The organism is Halomonas sp. B23F22_20, from assembly GCF_043496985.1.
In the GTDB taxonomy this organism is placed as follows: Bacteria; Pseudomonadota; Gammaproteobacteria; order Pseudomonadales; family Halomonadaceae; genus Halomonas.
On the sequence record NZ_JBIEKH010000019.1, the window covers coordinates 1 to 18,927 of the forward strand.

Sequence of the window (18,927 nt, forward strand, 5' to 3'; positions counted from 1 at the left end):
TTCGGACTTTGGGCTTCGGACTTTGGGCTTCGGACTTTGGGCTTCGGGGTGGAAAAGTGGTCCGCTTGCCTCCATACCCGATATATCTTTCGAGCGTGGACTAGGAGATCCCATGAGTTTCACTGGCGAGCAACATCCCGGCGTCAAGACGCCTACCGGCGACACCGACGGCTTTCGTCTCAATCACACCATGCTGCGGGTCAAGGACCCGGAAGCCTCGCTGGCGTTCTACTCGCGGGTCTTCGGCATGCGCGTGCTGCGCCGCCTCGATTTCGAGGAGATGCAGTTCTCGCTGTACTTCCTGGCCAAGCTCGAGGATAGCGATCGGGTGCCGGAGGACGTCGACGAGCGTACCGTCTGGACCTTCGGCCAGAAGGGGCTGCTGGAGCTGACCCACAACTGGGGCACCGAGGATCAGGCAGACTTCGCCTATCACGACGGCAACGCCGAGCCCCAGGGCTTCGGTCACATCTGCTTCTCGGTGCCGGACCTGGAGGCCGCCGTGGCCTGGTTCGACGCCAACGAGGTCGAGTTCATCAAGCGTCCGGACCAGGGCAAGATGAAGGATGTGGTTTTCGTCAAGGACGTGGACGGCTACTGGATCGAGGTGGTCGAGGCCGCCAAGATGGTCGGCAAGGGCGACTGACGCCGCCGCCGGGCCGTCGACGAGCGTTGACGGCCCGGCTTGTCGATATAGCCCGATGGCATTAGGGTCGGCGGCGTGTTTTACCACGGCATATCCCGCCAAGGAGTCCCGATGTCCCTGTCCCATCGCCCCCTCTCGCTCGTGCTGGCCGGCTCCCTGCTGGCCTTCGGCGGCCTGGCCCAGGCCGAAGAATCGGCCCAGGTCCGCTTTTCTGTGCCTTCCTGGCCCGGCGTGACCGTCAAGACCGCCCTGGCCTCCACCTTGCTCGAGACCCTCGGCTATGCGCCCCGGTCGGCCGAGCTCGGTGCCACCATCACCTACGAGGCGCTGACCCAGCACGAAGTCGATGTCTTCCTCGCCGGCTGGCTGCCTGCTCAGAAGGGCATGTACGACACCGCCATGGAAGAGGGCGTGCTGAAGGATCTGGGCAATAACGTCGACGGTGCGCGCCTCGGCTTCGCCGTGCCCACCTACGTCTATGACGCCGGCCTGACCTCCGCCGAGCAGCTGGACGATCCGGAGTACGCCGACAAGCTGGAGAGCACCGTCTACTCCATCGAGGCGGGCACCGGGATGAGCGAGATCCTCAACGGCGCGGTGGACAGCAACGCCTACGATTTGGGCGACTGGCGCCTCTCCGAGACTTCCACCCCGGGCATGCTGAGCGCGGTGAAGAGCGCCATCTCGCGCGACGAGTGGATCGTCTTCGCCGGCTGGACGCCGCACTGGATGAACATCGAATACGACGTGAAGTTCCTCGACGACCCCGAAGACCTGTGGGGGGCGAACCAGGGTTCGAGCGACGTGAAGACCCTGGTGACCACCGACTTCGCCGACGCCCATCCCAATGCGACGCGTCTGCTCGACCAGCTGAGCTTCACTGCCGACGACCAGAGCCAGATGATCCTCGGCTTCAGCTACGAGGAGCGCGAGCCGGACGCGGTGGCCCTGGAATGGCTGCGGGCGCATCCGGCGAAGGTCCAGGCCTTCCTCGACGGCGTGACCACCCGCGACGGCCAGCCGGCCTGGCCGGTGGTGCAGCAGGCGCTGGAGATTCCCGAGGCCTGATCTCGGCCAACGCCACCCTGCACGACGAGGCCGCCCTTCGGGGCGGCCTCGTTCGTTGGTGGCGTCAGAAAAGCGCGTCAAGCGAAGGCGTAGAGATCCATGGTCAGCGCTCCGTGCTCCATGCTGTGGTGGCGCCGTTCGGCCCGGACTCCGGCGCCCATAGCCACCAGCAGCGGCTGGAAGTGTTCGGGCGTGGGATGGTTGGTGAGCACCGCCTCCGCGGTGGTCTCGTCGAGGTTGCCGGTGGGTTCGTCGGCGAGCAGCAGGGCGGGACGCGTGGCCAGGGCGCGGCCAGGTGCAGCAGGGTCGACTTTCCGCTGCCCGACTCGCCCATCAGCGCCAGGCTTTCGCCCGCCCCTAGCCTCAGGTTGACGCCCTCCAGCATCCGCAGCGGGCCCTAGGCCTTGTGCACCCGGCGGAACTCGAGCATGGCAGGCTCCCTGGCGTTCAACGGCCGATGAGCCGATTCAGGCGAAGATACGTTCGAACTCTTCCGAGAAATCCTGGCTGGCGGATGAGACGTCTGCAGTTGATCCAGGCTCAACGATATCCTCGGCGGCCAGACTTCTCATTATATGAGAGGTGAAAGACTAATTTTCGGACGCAGGGATTTCGTTATTTCGTCTCATGAGAAGCTTTCATTTGTTTGTTTTTCTCATGCCTTCTTCGCAGAACATATTGTGGAAAGCCACTGATGAGTGCGTGCATCGGCTTCCCTTCGTCTACGATTATGATCGCTCACCCCAGTGGTCGCTTGACCAGATGGAAGCTCCCAAATACGCTGAAAATCGTGAAGAGTATGCTTACATGATTCCCAAAAGAGGTGTGCCATGAAATCCGATGCTGAGCGGAATATGGATACCTATTTGTCAAGCGGCATCGCCACGGATGGCACAACGCAAAATTTGAAAGAGTTGTCGGAGAGGAAACACGTTCCGGATGCCCCTGTTCATACGGCACCGACATCACCGGATGCGGTTGAAGGTTTTTTCGCGTCAATCTATTTCGGTATACCGCGCAGGGTGTTTTTCCTCCTTGCCGTCATTGGTGCGCTGATTGGGTTCGGCCTCGGTCTGAACGATTATTTCGGACTCGGGGTCGAGAAGCCTCAATATATTACCGCCGGGCTTGGTGCGGCACTGGGGTATATGTTGATCCCCGGCATCTATATCGCGATTCGTCTGGGCTGGATCGCTTTCAAGATGGCGTTGGGTTTCGTCTTTCTATACCTCATCTGGACCTACGTCATCTATCCTTTGATGTTGGGATAGTGCCGCGGTTTCTCTCTGAACCAGGACCCAAAGCCCAAAGCCCAAAGCCCGGAACGAGGACGCTGCAGTTGGAGAATATCGGGTTAAAGAGGGGAGAGTATGCGGAAAATCTTGCTCGCGATGGGGCTCTCGATGCTGGCGTCGGCGGCAGTGGCGCAGGATTGGGTGGATAGCACGCCCGCGCAGCCTGATCGGGCCTTCTACGAGGCCAGGAATGGCGGCAAGACACTGATGCTTGGCTGCTATCGCAGTCAGCAGCACCTGTCCTTCACCCTGCTGGGCGGGGCCGAGCCGCTGCATGCCAGCCTCAGGGGTGAGCCAGCCCTGCTGGTCTGGATTACTCTGTCCGATGGACGGACCGGTCGCTATGCCATCGACACCGAATATCTGGGTGGTGGCGATAACGCTCTGATCGGTAAGCTGATGTTGGGTAGCGAAGGCAAACAGTTCTTCGCGCAAGGTACAGAGTTGTCGATTAGTGGGAGCGATGCGGGGACGTTCTTCAGCACTGGCCTGTCGGGATCGGCCAGGGCGATGGAGGATTTCCGTGCAACCTGCGGACTCTAGATTCTCTGGCATTCAAGGCATGCCTGGGGGAGCAACAGACAACGCCGCCCGAAGGCGGCGTCGTGCGAGGGGAGTGCGGCGCGACTCAGTGATCGTGATCGTCGTGCTCGTGGGCCGTGCCCGGCGCCGCCAGGGCGTCGTGCAGCAGCTCGGCGTTGTGGCGCATCATGCCGAGCCAGGTGCTCGCCTCGCCCTCGGAGGCCAGGGCACCGGAGTAGAGGGTTCCGGCGATCGGCAGCCCGGTTTCCTCGGCGAGCTGCTCGATGATCGCCGGGCTGGTCATGTTCTCCAGGAACAGTGCCTGGACGCCTTGCCCCCGAATGACTTCGATCAGCTCGGCCATGCGCGCCGCGCTGGGCTCCGCCTCGGTGGACAGCCCGACCGGCGAGAGGAACTCGAGGCCGTAGGCCCGGGAGAAGTGGTTGAAGGACTGGTGGCCAGTGATCACCGCGGTGTCCTCAGGCAGCTCGCCGATTAGCGTGCGCACCTCGGCGTCCAGGGCATCGATCCGAGCCTGGTAATCTGCCGCACGCTCGCGGTAGTCGGCCTCGTGGGCCGGGTCGGCGGCGATCAGACCATCGCGAATGTTGTCGACGTAGAACTCGCCGAGCCCCAGGTCCAGCCAGGCGTGGGGGTTTAGGCCGCCATGGTCGTGAGCGTGGCCGGCGTGGTCATGGCCATGGTCATCGTGATCATGTGCTTCGTGCTCGTGCTCGTGCTCGTGCTCGTGCTCGTCATGGCCATGTGCCGCATGGTCATGGGCTTCATGGTCATGGACTTCATGCGCGTGGTCATCGTGGTCGTGGGCCGAGTGATCATGCCCGTCGTGGTTCCCAGCGTCATCGTGAGCCGCCTCGCCGAGCGCGGCCTCGATGCCGTCGGTGGCCACCACCGTTGGCCCCGCGTAGTCGCTGGCCTCGACCAGGCGCGACATCCAGCCCTCGAACTGCAGGCCGTTGAGCACCACCAGATCGGCCTCGGCCAGGGCGCGGGCGTCGGTGGGCCGCGGCGTGAAAACGTGGGCGTCGCTGTCGGGGCCGACCAGGGCGGTGACCTCGACGTGGTCACCGCCGATCTGTTCGACCATGTCGGCGAGCACGCTGAAGCTGGCGAGCACCTGGACGCGTTCGTCGGCCTGGGCGGCGGGCAGGGTCACTAGCGCGGCAGCGCCGACGAGCAGGGCGGAAGGCTTGGCGAAGGGCATCGGGTCGGGCTCCGTCGGTGGAAACGAGGGTGTAAGCAGCAAGGGAACGAGGCGTCAGGACGCAGGGCCTGACGGGTTCAAGGGCGCGGCGCGGCGCCGGAAGCGGGCGCTCAGGCTGTGCTGGCGTCCGAACAGGGCCGAGACCACGTAGGCGACGCCAGCCAGCAGGATGATCGCCGGGCCGGACGGCAGGCTAAGATGGTAGGAGAGCAGCAGGCCGCCGGCACTGGCGACCAGGGCCACGCCGATGGCGATGACCATCAGGCCCTCCAGGCGATTGCTCCAGAAGCGCGCGGTGGTGGCCGGTAGCATCATCAGGCCCACCGCCATCAGGGTGCCCAGCGTCTGGAAGCCGGCGGTGAGGTTGAGCACCACCAGCCCCAGGAAGACACCATGCACTACGCCGCCGCGCACGCCCTGACCGCGCAGGAACAGCGGGTCCAGGCACTCCACCACCAGGGCGCGGAAGATCACCGCCAGGGCGAGCACGATCAGGGTGGCGATGCCGGCGATCAGCAGCAGCGCGGTGGAGTCCACCGCCAGGATCGAGCCGAACAGCACATGGGTGAGGTCGACGCTGCTGCCGCCCAGCGACACCATCATCACCCCGGCGGCCAGCGAGATCAGGAAGAAGCTGGCCATCGCCGAGTCCTCGCGGTGGCCGGTCATCTGCGAGACGCTGCCGGCCAGCACCGCCACCAGCAGCCCCGAGAGGATGCCGCCGAGGCTCATCATCGGCAGCGAGAAGCCGGCGAACAGGAAGCCCAGCGCCACGCCGGGCAGGATGGCGTGGGACATGGCGTCGCCGATCAGGCTCATGCCGCGCAGCATCAGGAACACGCCCAGCGGCGGGGCAGCCAGCGACAGCGCCAGGCCGGCCACCAGGGCGCGCTGCATGAAGCCGTAGTCGAAGGGCGCGACGAACCAGGCGTCAAGCAGTGCCAGCATGGGAGTCCTCGGGAAAGTCGAAGGGCAGACGCGGAGCGCGGGTCGCCTGGCCGGTGTGATGCTCGAGCAGCGCCTCGGGGCTGACCCAGCGGCCGTGGCCGCCGGCCAGCAGCAGCACGTCGTCGGCCAGGCGGGCCAGCTGTTCCATGTCGTGCAGTACCACGATCAGGGTGGCGCCCTCGCGGGCCATGTCGCGCAGCACGTCCATCAGCACTTCGACGGTCTCGATGTCGACGTTGGCGAAGGGCTCGTCGAGCAGCAGCAGTTCGGCCTCCTGCATCAGGGTGCGGCCGAGCAGGGCGCGCTGGCGCTGGCCGCCGGACAGCTCGCCGAGCTGGCGATGGGCCAGGTGCGAGATGCCCAGGCGCGCCATGATCTCGCGCCCGCGCCGGTAGTGCGGGCCGCAGTAGCCCTTGAAGGCGCCGTGGCTGGGCCAGGTGCCGCTCATGATCAGCTCTTCCACGCTCATCGGGAAGGTGAGGTCGAGGGCTAGCTGCTGGGGCAGCCAGGCGCAGCGTTCGCGGGGCACTGCGCACTCCACGCGGCCGGCCACCGGCGTCAGCATGCCCATGATGGCCGAGATCAGGGTGCTCTTGCCGGCGCCGTTGGCACCGATCAGCGCGGTCACCGCGCCATCCTGGAAGCGGCCGTCGAGGTGCTCCAGGACCGTCTGGCCGCCGCGGGCGAGCTGCAGGTCGTGGAGCTGCAGGCGGGCCATCAGGAGAAGCCTCCCGTCGCCCAGGCGACCGCCAGCCACAGCGCCACCAGCGGGGCGGCGACCAGCAGCAGCCGGCGCGGCGCCGACAGCGACATCAGCGAAAAATGGCAAGGCCCCTCGGGGCGATGGCGGTGGGGTCTATGCGCCATGGTGAAACGTCTCCGCGTGCGTGGCGTGGTTATAACATAACAATATCGGCGCTCGCCAGCGCCGTGTGGCACCGGCCGCCGGATCCGTAGCGCAGCACCACGCCCAGCCGCTCCGGGGGTGACCAGCCAGGCGTATTCGCCCTGAAAGGGCAGCTCGCTTAACCAGCATGCCGGTGGCGAAGTTGAGCGCGCCGTCGGCGGGGCATCGGGCGTCTCTAAGGTATTCAGCTCCGGCATCCTAGCATCGTGTCGCCGCCCGTTGCCGATTCGAGACGGCGGGCACGGTGTCGTCAGCGACCTTACCGTGACCCCTTTGGCGCGCTACACTGCCGGCCTTCATCCCAAGTGTTCGGAAGGAATCGACATGTCCCGCATGACCCCGCTGCGTTCCCTGCTCGCCGTCTCCCTGGCGACTGGCCTGACCCTGACCGCCGCACCGGCCCTGGCCACCGGTAGCACCGGTTTCTACCTCGGCGGTGGCGTCGGCCAGATGCACGGCGACAACGACTTCGACGACGAATCGGAGCTGTGGAAGCTGACCGCCGGCTACAACGTCGGTTGGCTGCCCTTCCTCGACCTTGGCGCCGAGCTCGGTTACGTCAACGGCGGCACCCTCGACGGCGAGGTGAACGGCCGCTCGGCGACCCTGGACGTGGAAGCCTTCGAGGCCATGGGCGTGGCCGGTCTCAGCTTCGGCCCGCTGGGCGTCTATGCCAAGGCCGGCATGGCCGACTGGGATGCCGAACGGCGCGGTGCCGGCCTGAACCGTGACGACTCCGGCACCGACCCGGTCTACGGCCTGGGCGCGCGCTTCGAGCTGCTCGACATCACCGGCCGCGTGGAGGTCGAGCGCATCGACACCGACGAAATCGGTGACATCGACATGGTCAGCGCCGGCGTCGTCTACACCTTCTAGCAGGAGCCTAGTGCTACGCTGGAAGCGACTCTCGTGCCATGGACGACCCGCCGATGCCCGCCTTTCTCCGCCGTCGCCGCCTGCCGCTGCTCGCCCTGGGCCTGACCTGGGCATTGGCCGGCTGTGACGGCCCCGCCCCGCAGGATGCTACCCGCAGCGCCTCTTTCGAAGCGAGCCGTTTCCCCAGCGAAGCCATGGTGACCCAGTCGCCCAAGATGGAGGCCGGCCGCGCCGCGGTGCCCGACGCGTCGGATGGCACATCCGATGCCCGCATCGAGGAACGGCGCGCCTACCGGCTGCAGTTCGAGGCGGCCGAGCCGTTGATCGACGCCTATCGGCAAATCCAGGCGGCTTGCATTGACGCCGAGGGCTGCCGGGTGGAGCGCGGCCGGCTCGACACTCCGCGCCACGGCCTGGCCAGCGGCGACCTGGGCCTGCGCATCGACCGCGCGACCCTGGAGGACGCCGAACCGCTGCGGCTGATCAGCGAGTCGCCGGCGCTCAGCGGCGCCGAGATCACCCGCGAAGACCGCACCCAGCAGATCATCGACCTCGAGGCTCGCCTCGCCCAGCAGGTCGTGCTGCGCGAGCGGCTCACCGAACTCGCCCAGGAGGGGCGCGAGTTCAGCGAACGGCGCATCCAGGACCTGCTGCAGGTAGAGCGGGAGCTGGCCCGGGTGCAGGGTGAGATCGAATCGATGCAGGGCCGGCAGCGCCACCTGGCCCGGGTGACCGACAGCGTGGCGATCGCCGCCAGCTTCCAGGAGCAGCGCTGGGTGGAACCCCGCCAGCACGGCGTGCTGGCGCCGCTGTGGCGGGCGCTCGATCGCAGCGCCTCGCTGTTCTTCGAGTCGCTCGGCCAGGTCATTCTGGTGGTGGTGTTCCTGACGCCCTGGCTGGTGCTCGGCCTGCCCGTGCTGTGGCTGCTCAGCCGGCTATGGCGCCCGCTGCGGCGTGGCCTGGGGCGGATGAAAGCGCGGCGACGCACGCGTCATCAGGCGTCGGAAGAAGACGGCTCATCGGGCCGCGAATGATGCCGGGGCCCGGTCCGCTGGCCCCGGGCGAGTGGGGTAGCGGAGTCGGCTAGACTGAATGCCCACAGCCATGGGGGAACGGGGAGCGACGTCATGGACCTGGAGGTCATCACCCTCGCCAAGGCACGCGACAGGCTCAAGCGCCTGTGCGATGCGGTCTGCGATCGGCATCGGCCGATCGTCATCACGCGCCGGAACGGGCGCCATGCGGTGTTGATGTCGCTGGAGAATTACCAGCGGCTGACGGGCGAGACGACGCCCAGCGCCGACCACCTGGACAACCTCTATGTCGACCTGGAGCGTGAGCAGGACGCCTGAGGCCGGTGGCAGCGGCTGGGCGAAGCGGGGTCAGTCGGCGAATTCCTCGGTGTCGATCTCCGCTTGCTGGGCCGCGCCGTAGCGGCCGCCCATCACCTGGTCGGGCGTCAGCATGGCGTCCAGCCGGGCGACGGTCGCGGCGTCCAGGCGCAGCGCTTCCGCCGCCAGGTTCTGGCGCATGTGCTCGACGGAGCGCGACCCGGGAATGGGGATGATGTCGTCGCCCTTGGCCAGCAGCCAGGCCAGTGCCAACTGGCCGGGTGTGGTGTCCTGCTCCCGCGCTACGGCTCTGACGTCGTCCAGCAGGCGCAGGTTGTGCGGGTAGTGTTTGGCGCTGAAGCGCGGCATGCTGCGGCGCATGTCGCTCTCCTCGAGGCGGGCGGGATCCTCCACCGCCCCCGTCAGGAAGCCCCGGCCCAGCGGGCTGAACGCCACCAGCGCCGTGTCCGACTCGCGGCACGCCGCGATCAGCCCGATCTGTGGATTGCGCGTCCACAGCGAGTATTCCGACTGCACCGCGGCGATGGGATGCTCGGCCCGGGCACGGCGCAGGGTTGCGGCGGACACCTCGGACAGGCCCACCGCGCCGATCTTGCCTTCCTCCACCAGGCGCCCCAGCTCGCCCACGCTCTCCTCGATGGGCACCGTCTTGTCCCAGCGATGCAGGTAGTAGAGGTCCAGGTGATCGGTGCGTAGCCGCGCCAGGCTCGCCTCGCACTGCCGGCGCAGCGTGGCGGGGCGGCCGTCGATCACTTTCTTGCCTTGCTCGGGGTCGATGGCCATGCCGCACTTGCTGGCCAGCAGGATCTCATCACGCCGGCCCTGCAGTGCCTTGCCCACTAGCGACTCGTTGGCCGTGGCCCCGTAGAGGGTTGCGGTATCCACGTGGCGATAGCCCATGTCGAACGCCGCCTGCAGGGCGCGCACCGCCTCGGGCTCCGGCACCGGGCTGCCGTAGCCGTGAGAAAGGTTCATGGCGCCCAGGCCGATGCGGGGCGAAGCGACTTCCTTGAGGCGAGCGAAGAAGGGCGACATAGCAATCCTCGTTGGCGATGTGGCTAAGAGAGGGCAGAGCGGGAGAGGGCATCATGCCGGCTCAGGCCCACTGGATCCACTCGGCCAGCGCCGGGAAATTGGCGATCTCGATCTGCTGGGCGCGGGGTTCGGTCTCCACATGGTGCGGGTTGATCCCGAGTTCGCGCAGGGCATAGAGCACCAGCGGTCCGCGGCAGTGGAGTCTCAGCTCGCCGTCGCGCATGCCGTAATCCACCGCCAGCATCTCGCGCTCCTCCGGGGGAAGGCGACGGTCGGGGATGAGTCGCACTTCTACCCGCGTCTGCCAAGCATCGTCGCCGTTCTTGCCGTGTTCGCCGAGCATTTCGCCGCTATCTTCCGGAGTGCCGCGGAAGCGGCTCAGTACGAAGTCCCGGTATTCGCGATGCTTCTCGCAGTAGGCCCGCACGTGCCAGCGCCCGGCGGCGAACACCAGGGTGTGCGGTACCAGGATGCGCTCTTCTCCGGCGGGGCTGCGGAAAGAGGCGTAGACCACTTCCAGCCGGCGCCCCGCTCGAGCCGCCTTCACCACCTCGCGTACCACATGCGGGTCCACCGCCCGGCTCGGTAGCGGCAGCGACTCGGTGTCCGCCGCGCCCAGCCCCAGGCCGGCGAAGGGCGAGTCCAGATCCGCGTGAGCGCCGAGCAAGTGTAGGTACTCTTCGACCCGGCCCCGGGTGAAGCGGGGCTGGAAATTCGTCGTGGGCAGGAAACCGCGCCGTGACTCGTCGTAGGCCAGGTTTTCAGGCGCCCGCTCGCGATAGCGACGCAGCACCTTCTGGGCCTGCTGACGGCCGATGCCGAACGCCTCGCCGATCTGCGCGGCCACCACACGCCCCTCCCATGTGGCCAATATTTCTACGAGACGGTAGCGGGCCAGGGTGTCCCAGGGGATCGGGTCGCGAGCGTCCATTCAGGTCTCCGTCTGTGGTAACCGATCAGGGATGTGGGTAACCCGCATCAAGACCGGGTTGAAGAATATGGTGGATGAATTATCAGGGAGTGGCGAAGGTGAATTAGGCATGCTTAGCTAGGCGCAGGATGATTCGATGATGGCAGGGACGCATGTTCTACGCACACTCCACATCTACACTCGACAAATCCGACTGGCAGACCCTAGAGAGCCATTTGAGGGTGGTGGGCTGCATGGCCGCCGAGCGGGCAAGTCGGTTTGGTGCTGCTGAGTGGGGGCGCGCAGTTGGCTTACTGCATGATATCGGCAAGTACACTCTTCCTTTCCAGCGCCGCCTAGAGGGCTCTCCGGAACGAGTCGATCACTCTACGGCCGGTGCTCATATTGCGATTGAAAAATATCCGCAGGTGGGCCGCCTGCTGGCCTACTTGATAGCAGGGCATCACGCGGGGCTGGCCAATGGTCGGGACATTGGTGAGCGCACGCCGCTGAAGAACCGGCTGGAAGCCGACTTGCCTCCACTCGACGCGGTATGGCAGCAAGAGGTCGCATTGCCCGGAGAGTTGTTGCCCCCGCCACATTTTCAGCAGCGCCGCGACAGGGCCTTCTTCCAGTATGCCTTTCTGGCTCGAATGCTGTTCTCCTGCCTGGTCGATGCTGATTTTATCGACACTGAGGCCTTCTATTCCCAGCATGAGAAAGGCATCGCTCATAAGCGGGGTGGCGGTCCATCGCTGGAGGTGCTACGTAATGCCTTGAATCAACGCCTGGCCACCTTCAAGGCAGATAGCGACGTCAATCGCTTGCGCGGCGAGATACTCACTCATGTATGCGCTCAAGCCACTCAGCCCCCCGGCCGGTTCACGCTGACGGTGCCGACCGGTGGTGGCAAGACGTTGGCGTCGCTGGCCTTTGCTCTCGATCATGCCATTGCTCACGGCATGGATCGGGTGATCTATGTGATTCCGTTCACCAGTATCGTCGAGCAGAACGCCGCCGTGTTCCGCGATGCCCTAGGGGAACATGGCGAGGCGGCGGTGTTGGAGCACCATAGTGCCTTCGACGCCGGCAGCCAGAGTGACCGCCATACCATCGACAAGCTGCGTCGCGACAGCGAGAACTGGGATGCGCCGATTATCGTCACCACGGCGGTGCAGTTCTTCGAGAGCCTGTTTGCCGCCAAGACCTCGCGCTGCCGAAAGCTACACAACATCGCGGGCAGCGTAGTGATCCTCGACGAGGCACAGACCATGCCTTTGCCGCTCCTACGGCCCAGCGTGGCGGCATTGGATGAACTGGCGCTGAACTATCGAACCAGCATCGTGCTGTGCACGGCGACTCAGCCGGCGCTGGCCGAGACCGACGATCCCGAGCGCAGCTTTCAGGGTGGCTTGCGTGGCCTCAGAGAACTTGCACCGGAACCCGGGCGCCTGTACCGCCAATTAGAGCGCGTCACCGTGCGCCATATCGGCCCGCTGGGCGATGAGGCGCTGCGCGACGAACTGCTCGCGACCGATCAGGTGCTGTGCATCGTCAACAACCGCCGCCACGCCCGGGCGCTGTTCGAGTCGCTAGCGGATCGTTCCGGCGCCTATCACCTCACCACCTCGATGTGCGCCGTACATCGCCGCCGAGTATTGGCCGAGATACGTCAAGTTCTAGAAGCTGGACAGCCCTGTCGGGTTATTTCGACATCGCTGATAGAGGCTGGCGTCGATGTCGACTTCCCCCGTGTATTGCGCGCCGAGTCGGGACTGGACTCCATCGCCCAGGCGGCTGGGCGATGCAATCGGGAAGGCCGTCGCAACGCCTCAGATAGCGAGGTCGCCATCTTTGCCACCGCCAACGACGACTGGGCACCTCCGCCTGAGCTCAAGAAGTTTGCACTGGTGGCTCGGGAAGTGCTTAGGCACTACGGAGGTGATCCTCTCTCGTTGTCGGCAATAGAGACCTATTTCCGGCTGCTGTACTGGCAGCAAGGCCCTCAAGAGCTGGATAAGCATGGCTTGCTGAAGCTGGTCGAAGATGGCCGTATCGAAGGGCTGCCCTTCGATACCCTTGAGCAGAAGTTCCGAATGATTGAGAACAACCAGCGCGCCGTGGTCATCCCTTACGATGACAAGGTTCGGGATGCGCTGAGGGAGTTGGCGTATGCCGAGGGGGTAGGGGGCATCTCCCGCAAGCTGCAGCCCTACACGGTGCAGGTGCCGCAGCAGGGTTTCGCCGCACTGGAACGGGTCGGTGCCATCGCGGCCGTAGAGCCCGATAAGTTCGGCGACCAATTCATGGTGCTGGTCAACGAGGATCTCTACGACGACCGGCTGGGATTGAACTGGAGCGAGCCCACGTATGTGGGGGCAGAGAGTTTGGTGTGGTAAGTACAACTGATAGGAATTTGTAGTGTGAGAAATAAGGGACTAGTCTGATGAGCAGCCAAACTGAGCTGAGAGCAGGCCATGCTCCCCGATCATCAGCGAGACCCAAGAGAATTCATCCTACTGTGTAGTATTCGCAGAGGACGAGTCTTGCTGACCATGGAATGGGGAGCAGCGGTTTTCAGGCTTGAAGCGCCCAGTAGAAGGGTTTGGCTATTGGTCTCCTTGGCAGCAGCAGCGCTACCTATCTGGTTGGGCTGGCTCAAGTGAGGGAGTGGATAGAAACCTATCGGTTGTACTTACTGTTGTCGCCCCGGCTTGTCGGGGCGCGGATCTCTACCAAAGGATGTAACGATGGCATATGGGGTTCGTCTGCATATCTGGGGAGAGCGGGCCTGCTTTACGCGGCCCGAGATGAAGGTCGAGCGGGTTTCTTACGATGTAATCACACCATCGGCGGCGCGCGGTATCCTGGAGGCCATTCATTGGAAACCAGCGATTCGCTGGTGCGTGGATCGCATTCATGTGCTGAAGCCAATCCGTTTCGAGTCGCTGCGGCGTAACGAAGTGGCGGGTAAGCTGCCCGCTTCCACCGTCTCCAAGGCGATGAAGACGGGGCGCGTCGATGATGTGGCCTACTACGTCGACCAGAACCGTCAGCAGCGCGCTGCCACGATCCTGCGTGACGTCAGCTATGTGATCGAGGCGCACTTCGAGTTCACCTCGCGTGCCGACGAGAGCGATACCCCCGGTAAGCATCTGGATATCTTCAATCGTCGCGCCCGGCAGGGACAATGCTTCCATATGCCGTGCCTGGGGACGCGTGAGTTTCCCGCCAGCTTTGCACTGGTCGAAGCCGATGCCGCCATGCCTGCCGTGGATGATCGCCTGAGCGGTGAGCACGACTTGGGCTATATGCTGCACGATATCGACTTCGCCAACGGCAAGACGCCGCGTTTCTTTCGCGCCAGAATGCAGGACGGCGTGATCGAGGTGCCACCTTTCGAGGAGGCGCTGGCATGATCCTCTCTGCCCTCAACGATTACTACCAGCGGCTGGCGGAAGAAGAGAAGGTGCCGCTGCCAGGCTTCAGCAGCGAGAAAGTCAGCTTCTGCCTGGTGTTTTCCCAGGATGGAAAGCCGTTACAGATCGATGATCTGCGCGACACCTCCGGCAAGAAGCCACGGCCGAGCCCTTGTCAGGTGCCTGTGGACAAGCGGCGTACCTCGGGAATCCATGCCTATCCGTTATGGGACAAGACCGCCTATGCCCTTGGTGTCTCCGCTGGTGAAGGTAAGCGCCTGGCCGATGAGCATGCGGCATTCAAGGCGCGTCAGTTTGTGCTGTTCGGCGAGAGCGATGATCCCGACCTGAGCGCCTTTCTGAGGCTGCTCGATCAATGGCGGCCGGAGCGACTTGCCGAACTCCCTGGGTACGGCGAAGAGGTGTTGGATACCAATGTCATATTCCGGCTCGATGGCCAGAGGCAGTACCTGCATGAGAACCGGGAAGCGCGCCGGCTATGGAGCGTCGCGCTGGAAAGTGACGAAGGGGGAGTGGGGCAGTGCCTGATCACCGGCGAGCTCGCTCCTTTAGGCACTGACCATCCCGCGATTCGAGGTGTCAGGGATGCACAGTCGTCTGGTGCATCGCTCGTTTCGTTCAATAGTGATGCCTATGAGTCTTACGGCTACAGCAAGAATCAAAACGCCTCGATCTCCAAGTCGGCTATATTCGGCTATTCGACGGCGCTGAATCATTTGCTTCGAGGCGATGCCGATAACCGTCAGCGCCTACAGATCGGCGATGCCACGGTGGTGTTCTGGGCCAAGGCCAGAGACACGGCACATGCCGAGGCCGCTGAGGGCTTTTTCGCCATGCTCAACGAGCCGCCCAGTGACGAACAGGAGGCCGCCAAGTTAGGTACCCTACTGAAGCAGGTAGCCGAGGGGCGTATCCTGGCAGAACTGGATCCGATGCTGGAAGCTGATACCCAATTCTTCGTGCTGGGGTTGGCACCTAACGCGGCGCGACTATCGGTGCGCTTCTGGCATGTCGATAGCCTGGAACACCTGGCTCAGCACTATGCTTATCACCACCAGGACATGTCACTTGATCCTTCCCCTTGGAAGGGCGTCGCTCCTGCTATGTGGCGACTGCTCTTCGCGACCGCTCCGAGCCGTGATGGCAAGGCAAAAGCTGAGGATGTTTCCCCGCAGCTTGCCGGAGAATTGACACGCGCCATTCTGACCGGGAGCCGCTATCCACACTCGTTGCTGACAAACGTCATCATGCGCATGCGTAACGATGGTGATATCAGTGGCATCCGTGTCGCTCTATGCAAGGCTGTGCTGGCCCGACAGGGGCGTCTTTCAGCGCATTCGAACTCAACCACTCAGGAGGTGCCCGTGAGTCTCGATCCTCATTCCACCCATCCCGGCTATTTGCTGGGGCGACTGTTTGCTGAGCTGGAGAACGCGCAGGAAAGGGCGATTCCCAATGCAAATGCAACAATCCGAGATCGTTATTACGGTGCAGCTTCGGCGACGCCGGCTAGCGTTTTTCCTGTACTGCTGAGGAATACCCAGAACCACCTGTCGAAGCTGCGTAAGGGTGATGAAAAAGATAAAGCTATTGCTGGTGCGATAGCCCGTAGCATCAGTGAAATCGTAGATGGCTTAAAGGATCAATTTCCTAAAAGTCTTTTGATCGAGGATCAAGGGCGCTTCGCGATTGGCTACTATCATCAGTCACGCGCACGGTTTGCCAATAAAGGAAGTTTCGCTAAAAACGCTGAAGCTGAACAGGGAGAGTCAGAATGAGCGCTATCGCCAACCGTTACGAATTCGTGCTGTTGTTTGACGTCACTAACGGCAATCCCAATGGTGATCCGGATGCCGGCAACCTGCCGAGGCTCGATCCGGAGACCAACCAGGGCTTGGTCACCGATGTCTGCCTCAAGCGCAAGATCCGCAACTACGTCGCCCTGGAAAAGGAGGATGACGCTGGCTACGCCATCTATATGCAGGAGAAGTCGGTGCTCAACAACCAGCACAAGAAAGCCTATGATGCGCTCGATATCAAGCCCGAGGCCAAGAAGCTGCCGAAGGACCAGGCCAAGGCGCGCGAGCTGACCGCCTGGATGTGCCAGAACTTCTTCGATGTGCGCACCTTCGGCGCGGTAATGACCACCGAGGTCAACTCAGGCCAGGTACGTGGCCCGGTGCAGATGGCCTTTTCCAGTTCGATTGACCCCGTCGTGCCCATGGAGGTATCGATCACTCGCATGGCGGTCACCAACGAAAAAGACCTCGAAAAAGAGCGCACCATGGGCCGCAAGCACATCATTCCCTATGGCCTCTATCGTGCGCATGGTTACATATCGGCCAAGCTTGCAGAGCGTACTGGCTTCTCGGAAGACGATCTAGAGCTGTTGTGGCGAGCGCTGATCAATATGTTCGAGCATGATCGCTCCGCGGCTCGGGGTGAGATGTCGGCACGCAAGCTGATCGTCTTCAAACATGACCACCCGATGGGCAATGCCCCGGCGCACCGGCTGTTCGACATTGTGAAAGTCGTGCGTGACGAAGGCGAAGAAAATACTCCGGCTCGCCACTACAGCGACTATCGCGTCTCTATCGATGCCGGGGCCTTGCCGGCCGGGGTCAGCGTTGACGAGAAGCTGTAGGCGAATGGGATGGAGGATGACGTTCGCTTGATCCCGCTCTCGGCACTGCAGCATATGCTGTTCTGTCCACGCCAATGTGCGTTGATCCATCTTGAACAGCAGTGGGCGGAAAACCGTTATACGGCGGAGGGACGTATCCTTCATGAGCGTGCCGACAATCTCGGGCATGAGCGTCGGCGAGGTATTCATACTGCCATGGCGTTGCCGCTGGCCAGTGAGGCACTGGGATTGACCGGGGTTACCGATGTCGTCGAGTTTGATGAGTCCCAGCAACCCACAGTTGTCCGCCCGATCGAATACAAGCGGGGCCGGCCCAAGTCGCATCGTGCCGATGAGGTACAGCTGTGCGCCCAGGCGCTGTGTCTGGAAGAGATGCTGGATGTATCGATCAAGCAGGGCGCGCTCTTCTATGGCAAGACCCGGCGACGCAAAATCGTGTTGTTCGATGACGAGTTACGGGCACTGACCCGGCGTGTGATCGCTGACACGCGCGCCCTGTTCGATAACGACCGTACGCCACCCGCCATTTATGAGGCCAAGCGCTGTGATCACTGCTCGCTGATCGATGCATGTCAACCGCAAGTGATGGGAAAGCAGCGCTCGGCGAGTCGCTGGCTGGCGCGTCAACTGCAATCTTTGGATGAGTGAAACGCATGCGCCGTCAGCTCAACACTTTATATATCACCACCGAAGGTGCCTGGCTCAAGAAGGATGGGGCCAATGTGGTCATGGAGGTCGAGGGCAAGGAGCGGGCGAGGCTACCCATCCATATGCTCGAATCACTGGTGTGCTTCGGCAGGGTGCTGGTATCGCCACCGCTGATGGGCTTCTGTGCCGAACAAGGGGTCACCATTACCCACTTGTCGCCCAACGGTAAGTTCCTCGCGCGTATCGAAGGGCCGGTATCCGGCAATGTGTTGCTGAGACGTGCCCAATACCGTACCAGCGATGACGAAATCGGCAGTGCCGCTATCGTTCGCGGTGTCTTGATTGGCAAGGTGCATAATCAGCGAGCAGTAATCGCCAGGGGGCTGCGCGATTATGGCAGCAAGCTGGCACCGTCCGAAAGAGAAGGGTTGGACAGGGTGCGGGCTCGCTTGGGAAGGATCGCGAGTGACCTGTTGCGTGAACCGACTACGAATGGTTTGCGAGGCTTGGAGGGTGAAGCCGCACAGATTTATTTCAGCGTCTTCGATACTCTGGTCCGTCATGATGGCGAGGCCTTCCGCTTCACCGGTCGCAATCGTCGTCCACCTCGCGACCGTATTAATGCCTTGCTGTCGTTTCTCTATACCCTGCTGACTCACGATTGCCGTTCGGCGTTGGAAAGCGTGGGACTGGACCCTTCGGTGGGCTTCCTGCACCGGGACCGCCCCGGACGGCCCAGCCTGGCACTCGATCTTGCCGAGGAGTTCAGGTCGCTTCTGGGAGACCGACTGGCGCTCTCACTGATCAATCGTCGGCAACTGCGGGAGAAGGACTTTACGGTTGCTGAAAGTGGCGGCGTGGTACTGACCGACGATGCACGCAAGACGGTACTGACTGCCTTTCAGGATCGGAAGCGCGAGGAGCTCAACCATGGCTTTGTCGATGAGAAGTCGCCAATTGGCATGTTGCCATTGCTCCAGGCGAAACTATTGGCGCGCCATCTGCGCGGTGATCTTGATGCTTATCCCCCCTTCTTGTGGAAATGACCTGTCGGTCAGGAGAGCGCGGCGATGATGGTTCTGGTCAGCTACGATGTCAGCACTTCTTCCGACGGTGGCGAGGGTCGGCTGCGCCGAGTCGCCAAGGCCTGCCGTGATGTCGGGCAACGTGTCCAATTCTCTGTGTTCGAGATTGAGGTGGATCCCGACCAATGGGTACGTCTTCGGCAACGGCTAATTGATCTGATCGATGATGAGGTCGACAGCTTGCGCTTCTATTTCCTGGGCCGTAACTGGAAGAGCCGTATCGAGCATATCGGTGCCAAGCCGTCACTCGATATGAATGGCCCCCTCGTTTTCTGATGCTCCTGTAGCTTTGCGAACCCTAAGTGTCGTGGGTTTCGCTAGGTAGT

At 63.2% G+C, this 18,927-nt stretch carries 20 protein-coding genes and 2 pseudogenes; 14 read left to right on the plus strand and 8 right to left on the minus strand.

What is annotated here, in order from left to right:
* The first annotated feature begins 112 nt into the window (after window positions 1-112).
* Together gloA and ACGTN6_RS15575 are read left to right on the plus strand one after the other, a co-directional pair.
* The gene (gene gloA, locus ACGTN6_RS15570) at window positions 113-646 is read left to right on the plus strand and encodes a lactoylglutathione lyase (protein WP_394593257.1); all 534 of its coding nucleotides are present in this window, start codon (window positions 113-115) and stop codon (window positions 644-646) included.
* A 111-nt stretch (window positions 647-757) separates the two neighbouring features.
* Window positions 758-1,714 carry an ABC transporter substrate-binding protein gene (locus ACGTN6_RS15575; protein ID WP_394593259.1) on the plus strand — a complete coding sequence of 319 codons (957 nt, stop codon included), beginning with the start codon at window positions 758-760 and terminating at the stop codon, window positions 1,712-1,714.
* A 77-nt stretch (window positions 1,715-1,791) separates the two neighbouring features.
* Here the strand turns inward: ACGTN6_RS15575 and ACGTN6_RS15580 are convergent.
* Window positions 1,792-1,920, minus strand: a pseudogene (locus tag ACGTN6_RS15580) (dioxygenase); the annotation flags it as partial.
* An 80-nt stretch (window positions 1,921-2,000) separates the two neighbouring features.
* Window positions 2,001-2,099 (minus strand): annotated as a pseudogene (locus ACGTN6_RS15585) (ATP-binding cassette domain-containing protein); the annotation flags it as partial.
* Between the two features lie 445 nt (window positions 2,100-2,544).
* Between ACGTN6_RS15585 and ACGTN6_RS15590 the strand changes: the two are divergent.
* Window positions 2,545-2,985 carry a hypothetical protein gene (locus ACGTN6_RS15590; protein WP_394593262.1) on the plus strand — a complete coding sequence of 147 codons (441 nt, stop codon included), beginning with the start codon at window positions 2,545-2,547 and terminating at the stop codon, window positions 2,983-2,985.
* Window positions 2,986-3,084: 99 nt separating this feature from the next.
* Window positions 3,085-3,552 (plus strand): hypothetical protein, encoded by a 468-nt coding sequence (locus ACGTN6_RS15595; RefSeq protein ID WP_394593265.1) that lies wholly within the window; start codon window positions 3,085-3,087, stop codon window positions 3,550-3,552.
* Between the two features lie 85 nt (window positions 3,553-3,637).
* On the opposite strand, the gene ACGTN6_RS15600 is transcribed toward ACGTN6_RS15595, so the two are convergent.
* From ACGTN6_RS15600 to ACGTN6_RS15615, 4 genes are read right to left on the minus strand one after another with little or no spacing between them, the layout of a single operon-like run.
* Window positions 3,638-4,756, minus strand: a complete 1,119-nt coding sequence (locus ACGTN6_RS15600) for a metal ABC transporter solute-binding protein, Zn/Mn family (RefSeq protein WP_394593268.1) — start codon at window positions 4,754-4,756, stop codon at window positions 3,638-3,640.
* 54 nt (window positions 4,757-4,810) lie between these two features.
* Window positions 4,811-5,704 carry a metal ABC transporter permease gene (locus tag ACGTN6_RS15605; protein WP_394593270.1) on the minus strand — a complete coding sequence of 298 codons (894 nt, stop codon included), beginning with the start codon at window positions 5,702-5,704 and terminating at the stop codon, window positions 4,811-4,813.
* A complete protein-coding gene (locus tag ACGTN6_RS15610) occupies window positions 5,688-6,422 on the minus strand; it encodes a metal ABC transporter ATP-binding protein (RefSeq protein WP_394593272.1) in 735 nt (244 codons plus the stop codon). Before ACGTN6_RS15610 ends, ACGTN6_RS15605 begins: the two co-directional genes overlap by 17 nt.
* Window positions 6,422-6,571: a hypothetical protein gene (locus ACGTN6_RS15615; RefSeq protein WP_183386881.1), complete on the minus strand. Its 150-nt coding sequence runs from the start codon at window positions 6,569-6,571 to the stop codon at window positions 6,422-6,424. Before ACGTN6_RS15615 ends, ACGTN6_RS15610 begins: the two co-directional genes overlap by 1 nt.
* A 364-nt stretch (window positions 6,572-6,935) precedes the next feature.
* Here ACGTN6_RS15615 and ACGTN6_RS15620 point away from each other — a divergent pair, with 364 nt between their 5' ends.
* From ACGTN6_RS15620 to ACGTN6_RS15630, 3 genes are all read left to right on the plus strand, one after another.
* Complete coding sequence (locus tag ACGTN6_RS15620; protein WP_394593276.1) at window positions 6,936-7,487, plus strand: porin family protein; 552 nt, start codon at window positions 6,936-6,938, stop codon at window positions 7,485-7,487.
* A gap of 53 nt (window positions 7,488-7,540) precedes the next feature.
* Window positions 7,541-8,521, plus strand: a complete 981-nt coding sequence (locus ACGTN6_RS15625) for a DUF4349 domain-containing protein (protein WP_394593278.1) — start codon at window positions 7,541-7,543, stop codon at window positions 8,519-8,521.
* 93 nt (window positions 8,522-8,614) lie between these two features.
* Window positions 8,615-8,839: a type II toxin-antitoxin system Phd/YefM family antitoxin gene (locus tag ACGTN6_RS15630; RefSeq protein WP_394593280.1), complete on the plus strand. Its 225-nt coding sequence runs from the start codon at window positions 8,615-8,617 to the stop codon at window positions 8,837-8,839.
* A 30-nt stretch (window positions 8,840-8,869) separates the two neighbouring features.
* On the opposite strand, the gene ACGTN6_RS15635 is transcribed toward ACGTN6_RS15630, so the two are convergent.
* Window positions 8,870-9,874: an aldo/keto reductase gene (locus ACGTN6_RS15635; RefSeq protein WP_394593282.1), complete on the minus strand. Its 1,005-nt coding sequence runs from the start codon at window positions 9,872-9,874 to the stop codon at window positions 8,870-8,872.
* A gap of 61 nt (window positions 9,875-9,935) precedes the next feature.
* Window positions 9,936-10,805, minus strand: a complete 870-nt coding sequence (locus tag ACGTN6_RS15640; RefSeq protein WP_394593284.1) for a WYL domain-containing protein — start codon at window positions 10,803-10,805, stop codon at window positions 9,936-9,938.
* A gap of 152 nt (window positions 10,806-10,957) precedes the next feature.
* Between ACGTN6_RS15640 and ACGTN6_RS15645 the strand changes: the two genes are divergently transcribed.
* The 7 genes from ACGTN6_RS15645 (at window position 10,958) to cas2 (ending at window position 18,877) form a co-directional block, all read left to right on the plus strand.
* Window positions 10,958-13,183 (plus strand): CRISPR-associated endonuclease Cas3'', encoded by a 2,226-nt coding sequence (locus ACGTN6_RS15645; protein ID WP_394593286.1) that lies wholly within the window; start codon window positions 10,958-10,960, stop codon window positions 13,181-13,183.
* A gap of 351 nt (window positions 13,184-13,534) precedes the next feature.
* Window positions 13,535-14,203: a type I-C CRISPR-associated protein Cas5c gene (gene cas5c, locus ACGTN6_RS15650; protein WP_394593288.1), complete on the plus strand. Its 669-nt coding sequence runs from the start codon at window positions 13,535-13,537 to the stop codon at window positions 14,201-14,203.
* Window positions 14,200-16,002 (plus strand): type I-C CRISPR-associated protein Cas8c/Csd1, encoded by a 1,803-nt coding sequence (gene cas8c, locus ACGTN6_RS15655; protein WP_394593290.1) that lies wholly within the window; start codon window positions 14,200-14,202, stop codon window positions 16,000-16,002. The genes cas5c and cas8c overlap by 4 nt, the downstream gene beginning before the upstream one ends.
* Complete coding sequence (gene cas7c, locus ACGTN6_RS15660; RefSeq protein WP_394593292.1) at window positions 15,999-16,868, plus strand: type I-C CRISPR-associated protein Cas7/Csd2; 870 nt, start codon at window positions 15,999-16,001, stop codon at window positions 16,866-16,868. The genes cas8c and cas7c overlap by 4 nt, the downstream gene beginning before the upstream one ends.
* A gap of 9 nt (window positions 16,869-16,877) precedes the next feature.
* Window positions 16,878-17,516, plus strand: coding sequence for a CRISPR-associated protein Cas4 (gene cas4, locus ACGTN6_RS15665; RefSeq protein WP_394593294.1), 639 nt, complete (start codon window positions 16,878-16,880; stop codon window positions 17,514-17,516).
* A 5-nt stretch (window positions 17,517-17,521) separates the two neighbouring features.
* Entirely contained in the window at window positions 17,522-18,562 is a 1,041-nt protein-coding gene (cas1c, locus tag ACGTN6_RS15670; RefSeq protein ID WP_394593297.1) for a type I-C CRISPR-associated endonuclease Cas1c, read from the plus strand.
* Window positions 18,563-18,586: 24 nt separating this feature from the next.
* Window positions 18,587-18,877 carry a CRISPR-associated endonuclease Cas2 gene (gene cas2 / locus ACGTN6_RS15675; RefSeq protein ID WP_394593299.1) on the plus strand — a complete coding sequence of 97 codons (291 nt, stop codon included), beginning with the start codon at window positions 18,587-18,589 and terminating at the stop codon, window positions 18,875-18,877.
* The last annotated feature ends 50 nt before the right edge of the window (window positions 18,878-18,927 follow it).

Coding starts and splice junctions, on each gene's coding strand:
- gloA (WP_394593257.1), top strand. CDS start 113: ATGAGTTTCACTGGCGAGCAACATCCCGGCGTCAAGACGCCTACCGGC.
- ACGTN6_RS15575 (WP_394593259.1), top strand. CDS start 758: ATGTCCCTGTCCCATCGCCCCCTCTCGCTCGTGCTGGCCGGCTCCCTG.
- ACGTN6_RS15590 (WP_394593262.1), top strand. CDS start 2,545: ATGAAATCCGATGCTGAGCGGAATATGGATACCTATTTGTCAAGCGGC.
- ACGTN6_RS15595 (WP_394593265.1), top strand. CDS start 3,085: ATGCGGAAAATCTTGCTCGCGATGGGGCTCTCGATGCTGGCGTCGGCG.
- ACGTN6_RS15600 (WP_394593268.1), bottom strand. CDS start 4,756: ATGCCCTTCGCCAAGCCTTCCGCCCTGCTCGTCGGCGCTGCCGCGCTA.
- ACGTN6_RS15605 (WP_394593270.1), bottom strand. CDS start 5,704: ATGCTGGCACTGCTTGACGCCTGGTTCGTCGCGCCCTTCGACTACGGC.
- ACGTN6_RS15610 (WP_394593272.1), bottom strand. CDS start 6,422: ATGGCCCGCCTGCAGCTCCACGACCTGCAGCTCGCCCGCGGCGGCCAG.
- ACGTN6_RS15615 (WP_183386881.1), bottom strand. CDS start 6,571: ATGGCGCATAGACCCCACCGCCATCGCCCCGAGGGGCCTTGCCATTTT.
- ACGTN6_RS15620 (WP_394593276.1), top strand. CDS start 6,936: ATGTCCCGCATGACCCCGCTGCGTTCCCTGCTCGCCGTCTCCCTGGCG.
- ACGTN6_RS15625 (WP_394593278.1), top strand. CDS start 7,541: ATGCCCGCCTTTCTCCGCCGTCGCCGCCTGCCGCTGCTCGCCCTGGGC.
- ACGTN6_RS15630 (WP_394593280.1), top strand. CDS start 8,615: ATGGACCTGGAGGTCATCACCCTCGCCAAGGCACGCGACAGGCTCAAG.
- ACGTN6_RS15635 (WP_394593282.1), bottom strand. CDS start 9,874: ATGTCGCCCTTCTTCGCTCGCCTCAAGGAAGTCGCTTCGCCCCGCATC.
- ACGTN6_RS15640 (WP_394593284.1), bottom strand. CDS start 10,805: ATGGACGCTCGCGACCCGATCCCCTGGGACACCCTGGCCCGCTACCGT.
- ACGTN6_RS15645 (WP_394593286.1), top strand. CDS start 10,958: ATGTTCTACGCACACTCCACATCTACACTCGACAAATCCGACTGGCAG.
- cas5c (WP_394593288.1), top strand. CDS start 13,535: ATGGCATATGGGGTTCGTCTGCATATCTGGGGAGAGCGGGCCTGCTTT.
- cas8c (WP_394593290.1), top strand. CDS start 14,200: ATGATCCTCTCTGCCCTCAACGATTACTACCAGCGGCTGGCGGAAGAA.
- cas7c (WP_394593292.1), top strand. CDS start 15,999: ATGAGCGCTATCGCCAACCGTTACGAATTCGTGCTGTTGTTTGACGTC.
- cas4 (WP_394593294.1), top strand. CDS start 16,878: ATGGAGGATGACGTTCGCTTGATCCCGCTCTCGGCACTGCAGCATATG.
- cas1c (WP_394593297.1), top strand. CDS start 17,522: ATGCGCCGTCAGCTCAACACTTTATATATCACCACCGAAGGTGCCTGG.
- cas2 (WP_394593299.1), top strand. CDS start 18,587: ATGATGGTTCTGGTCAGCTACGATGTCAGCACTTCTTCCGACGGTGGC.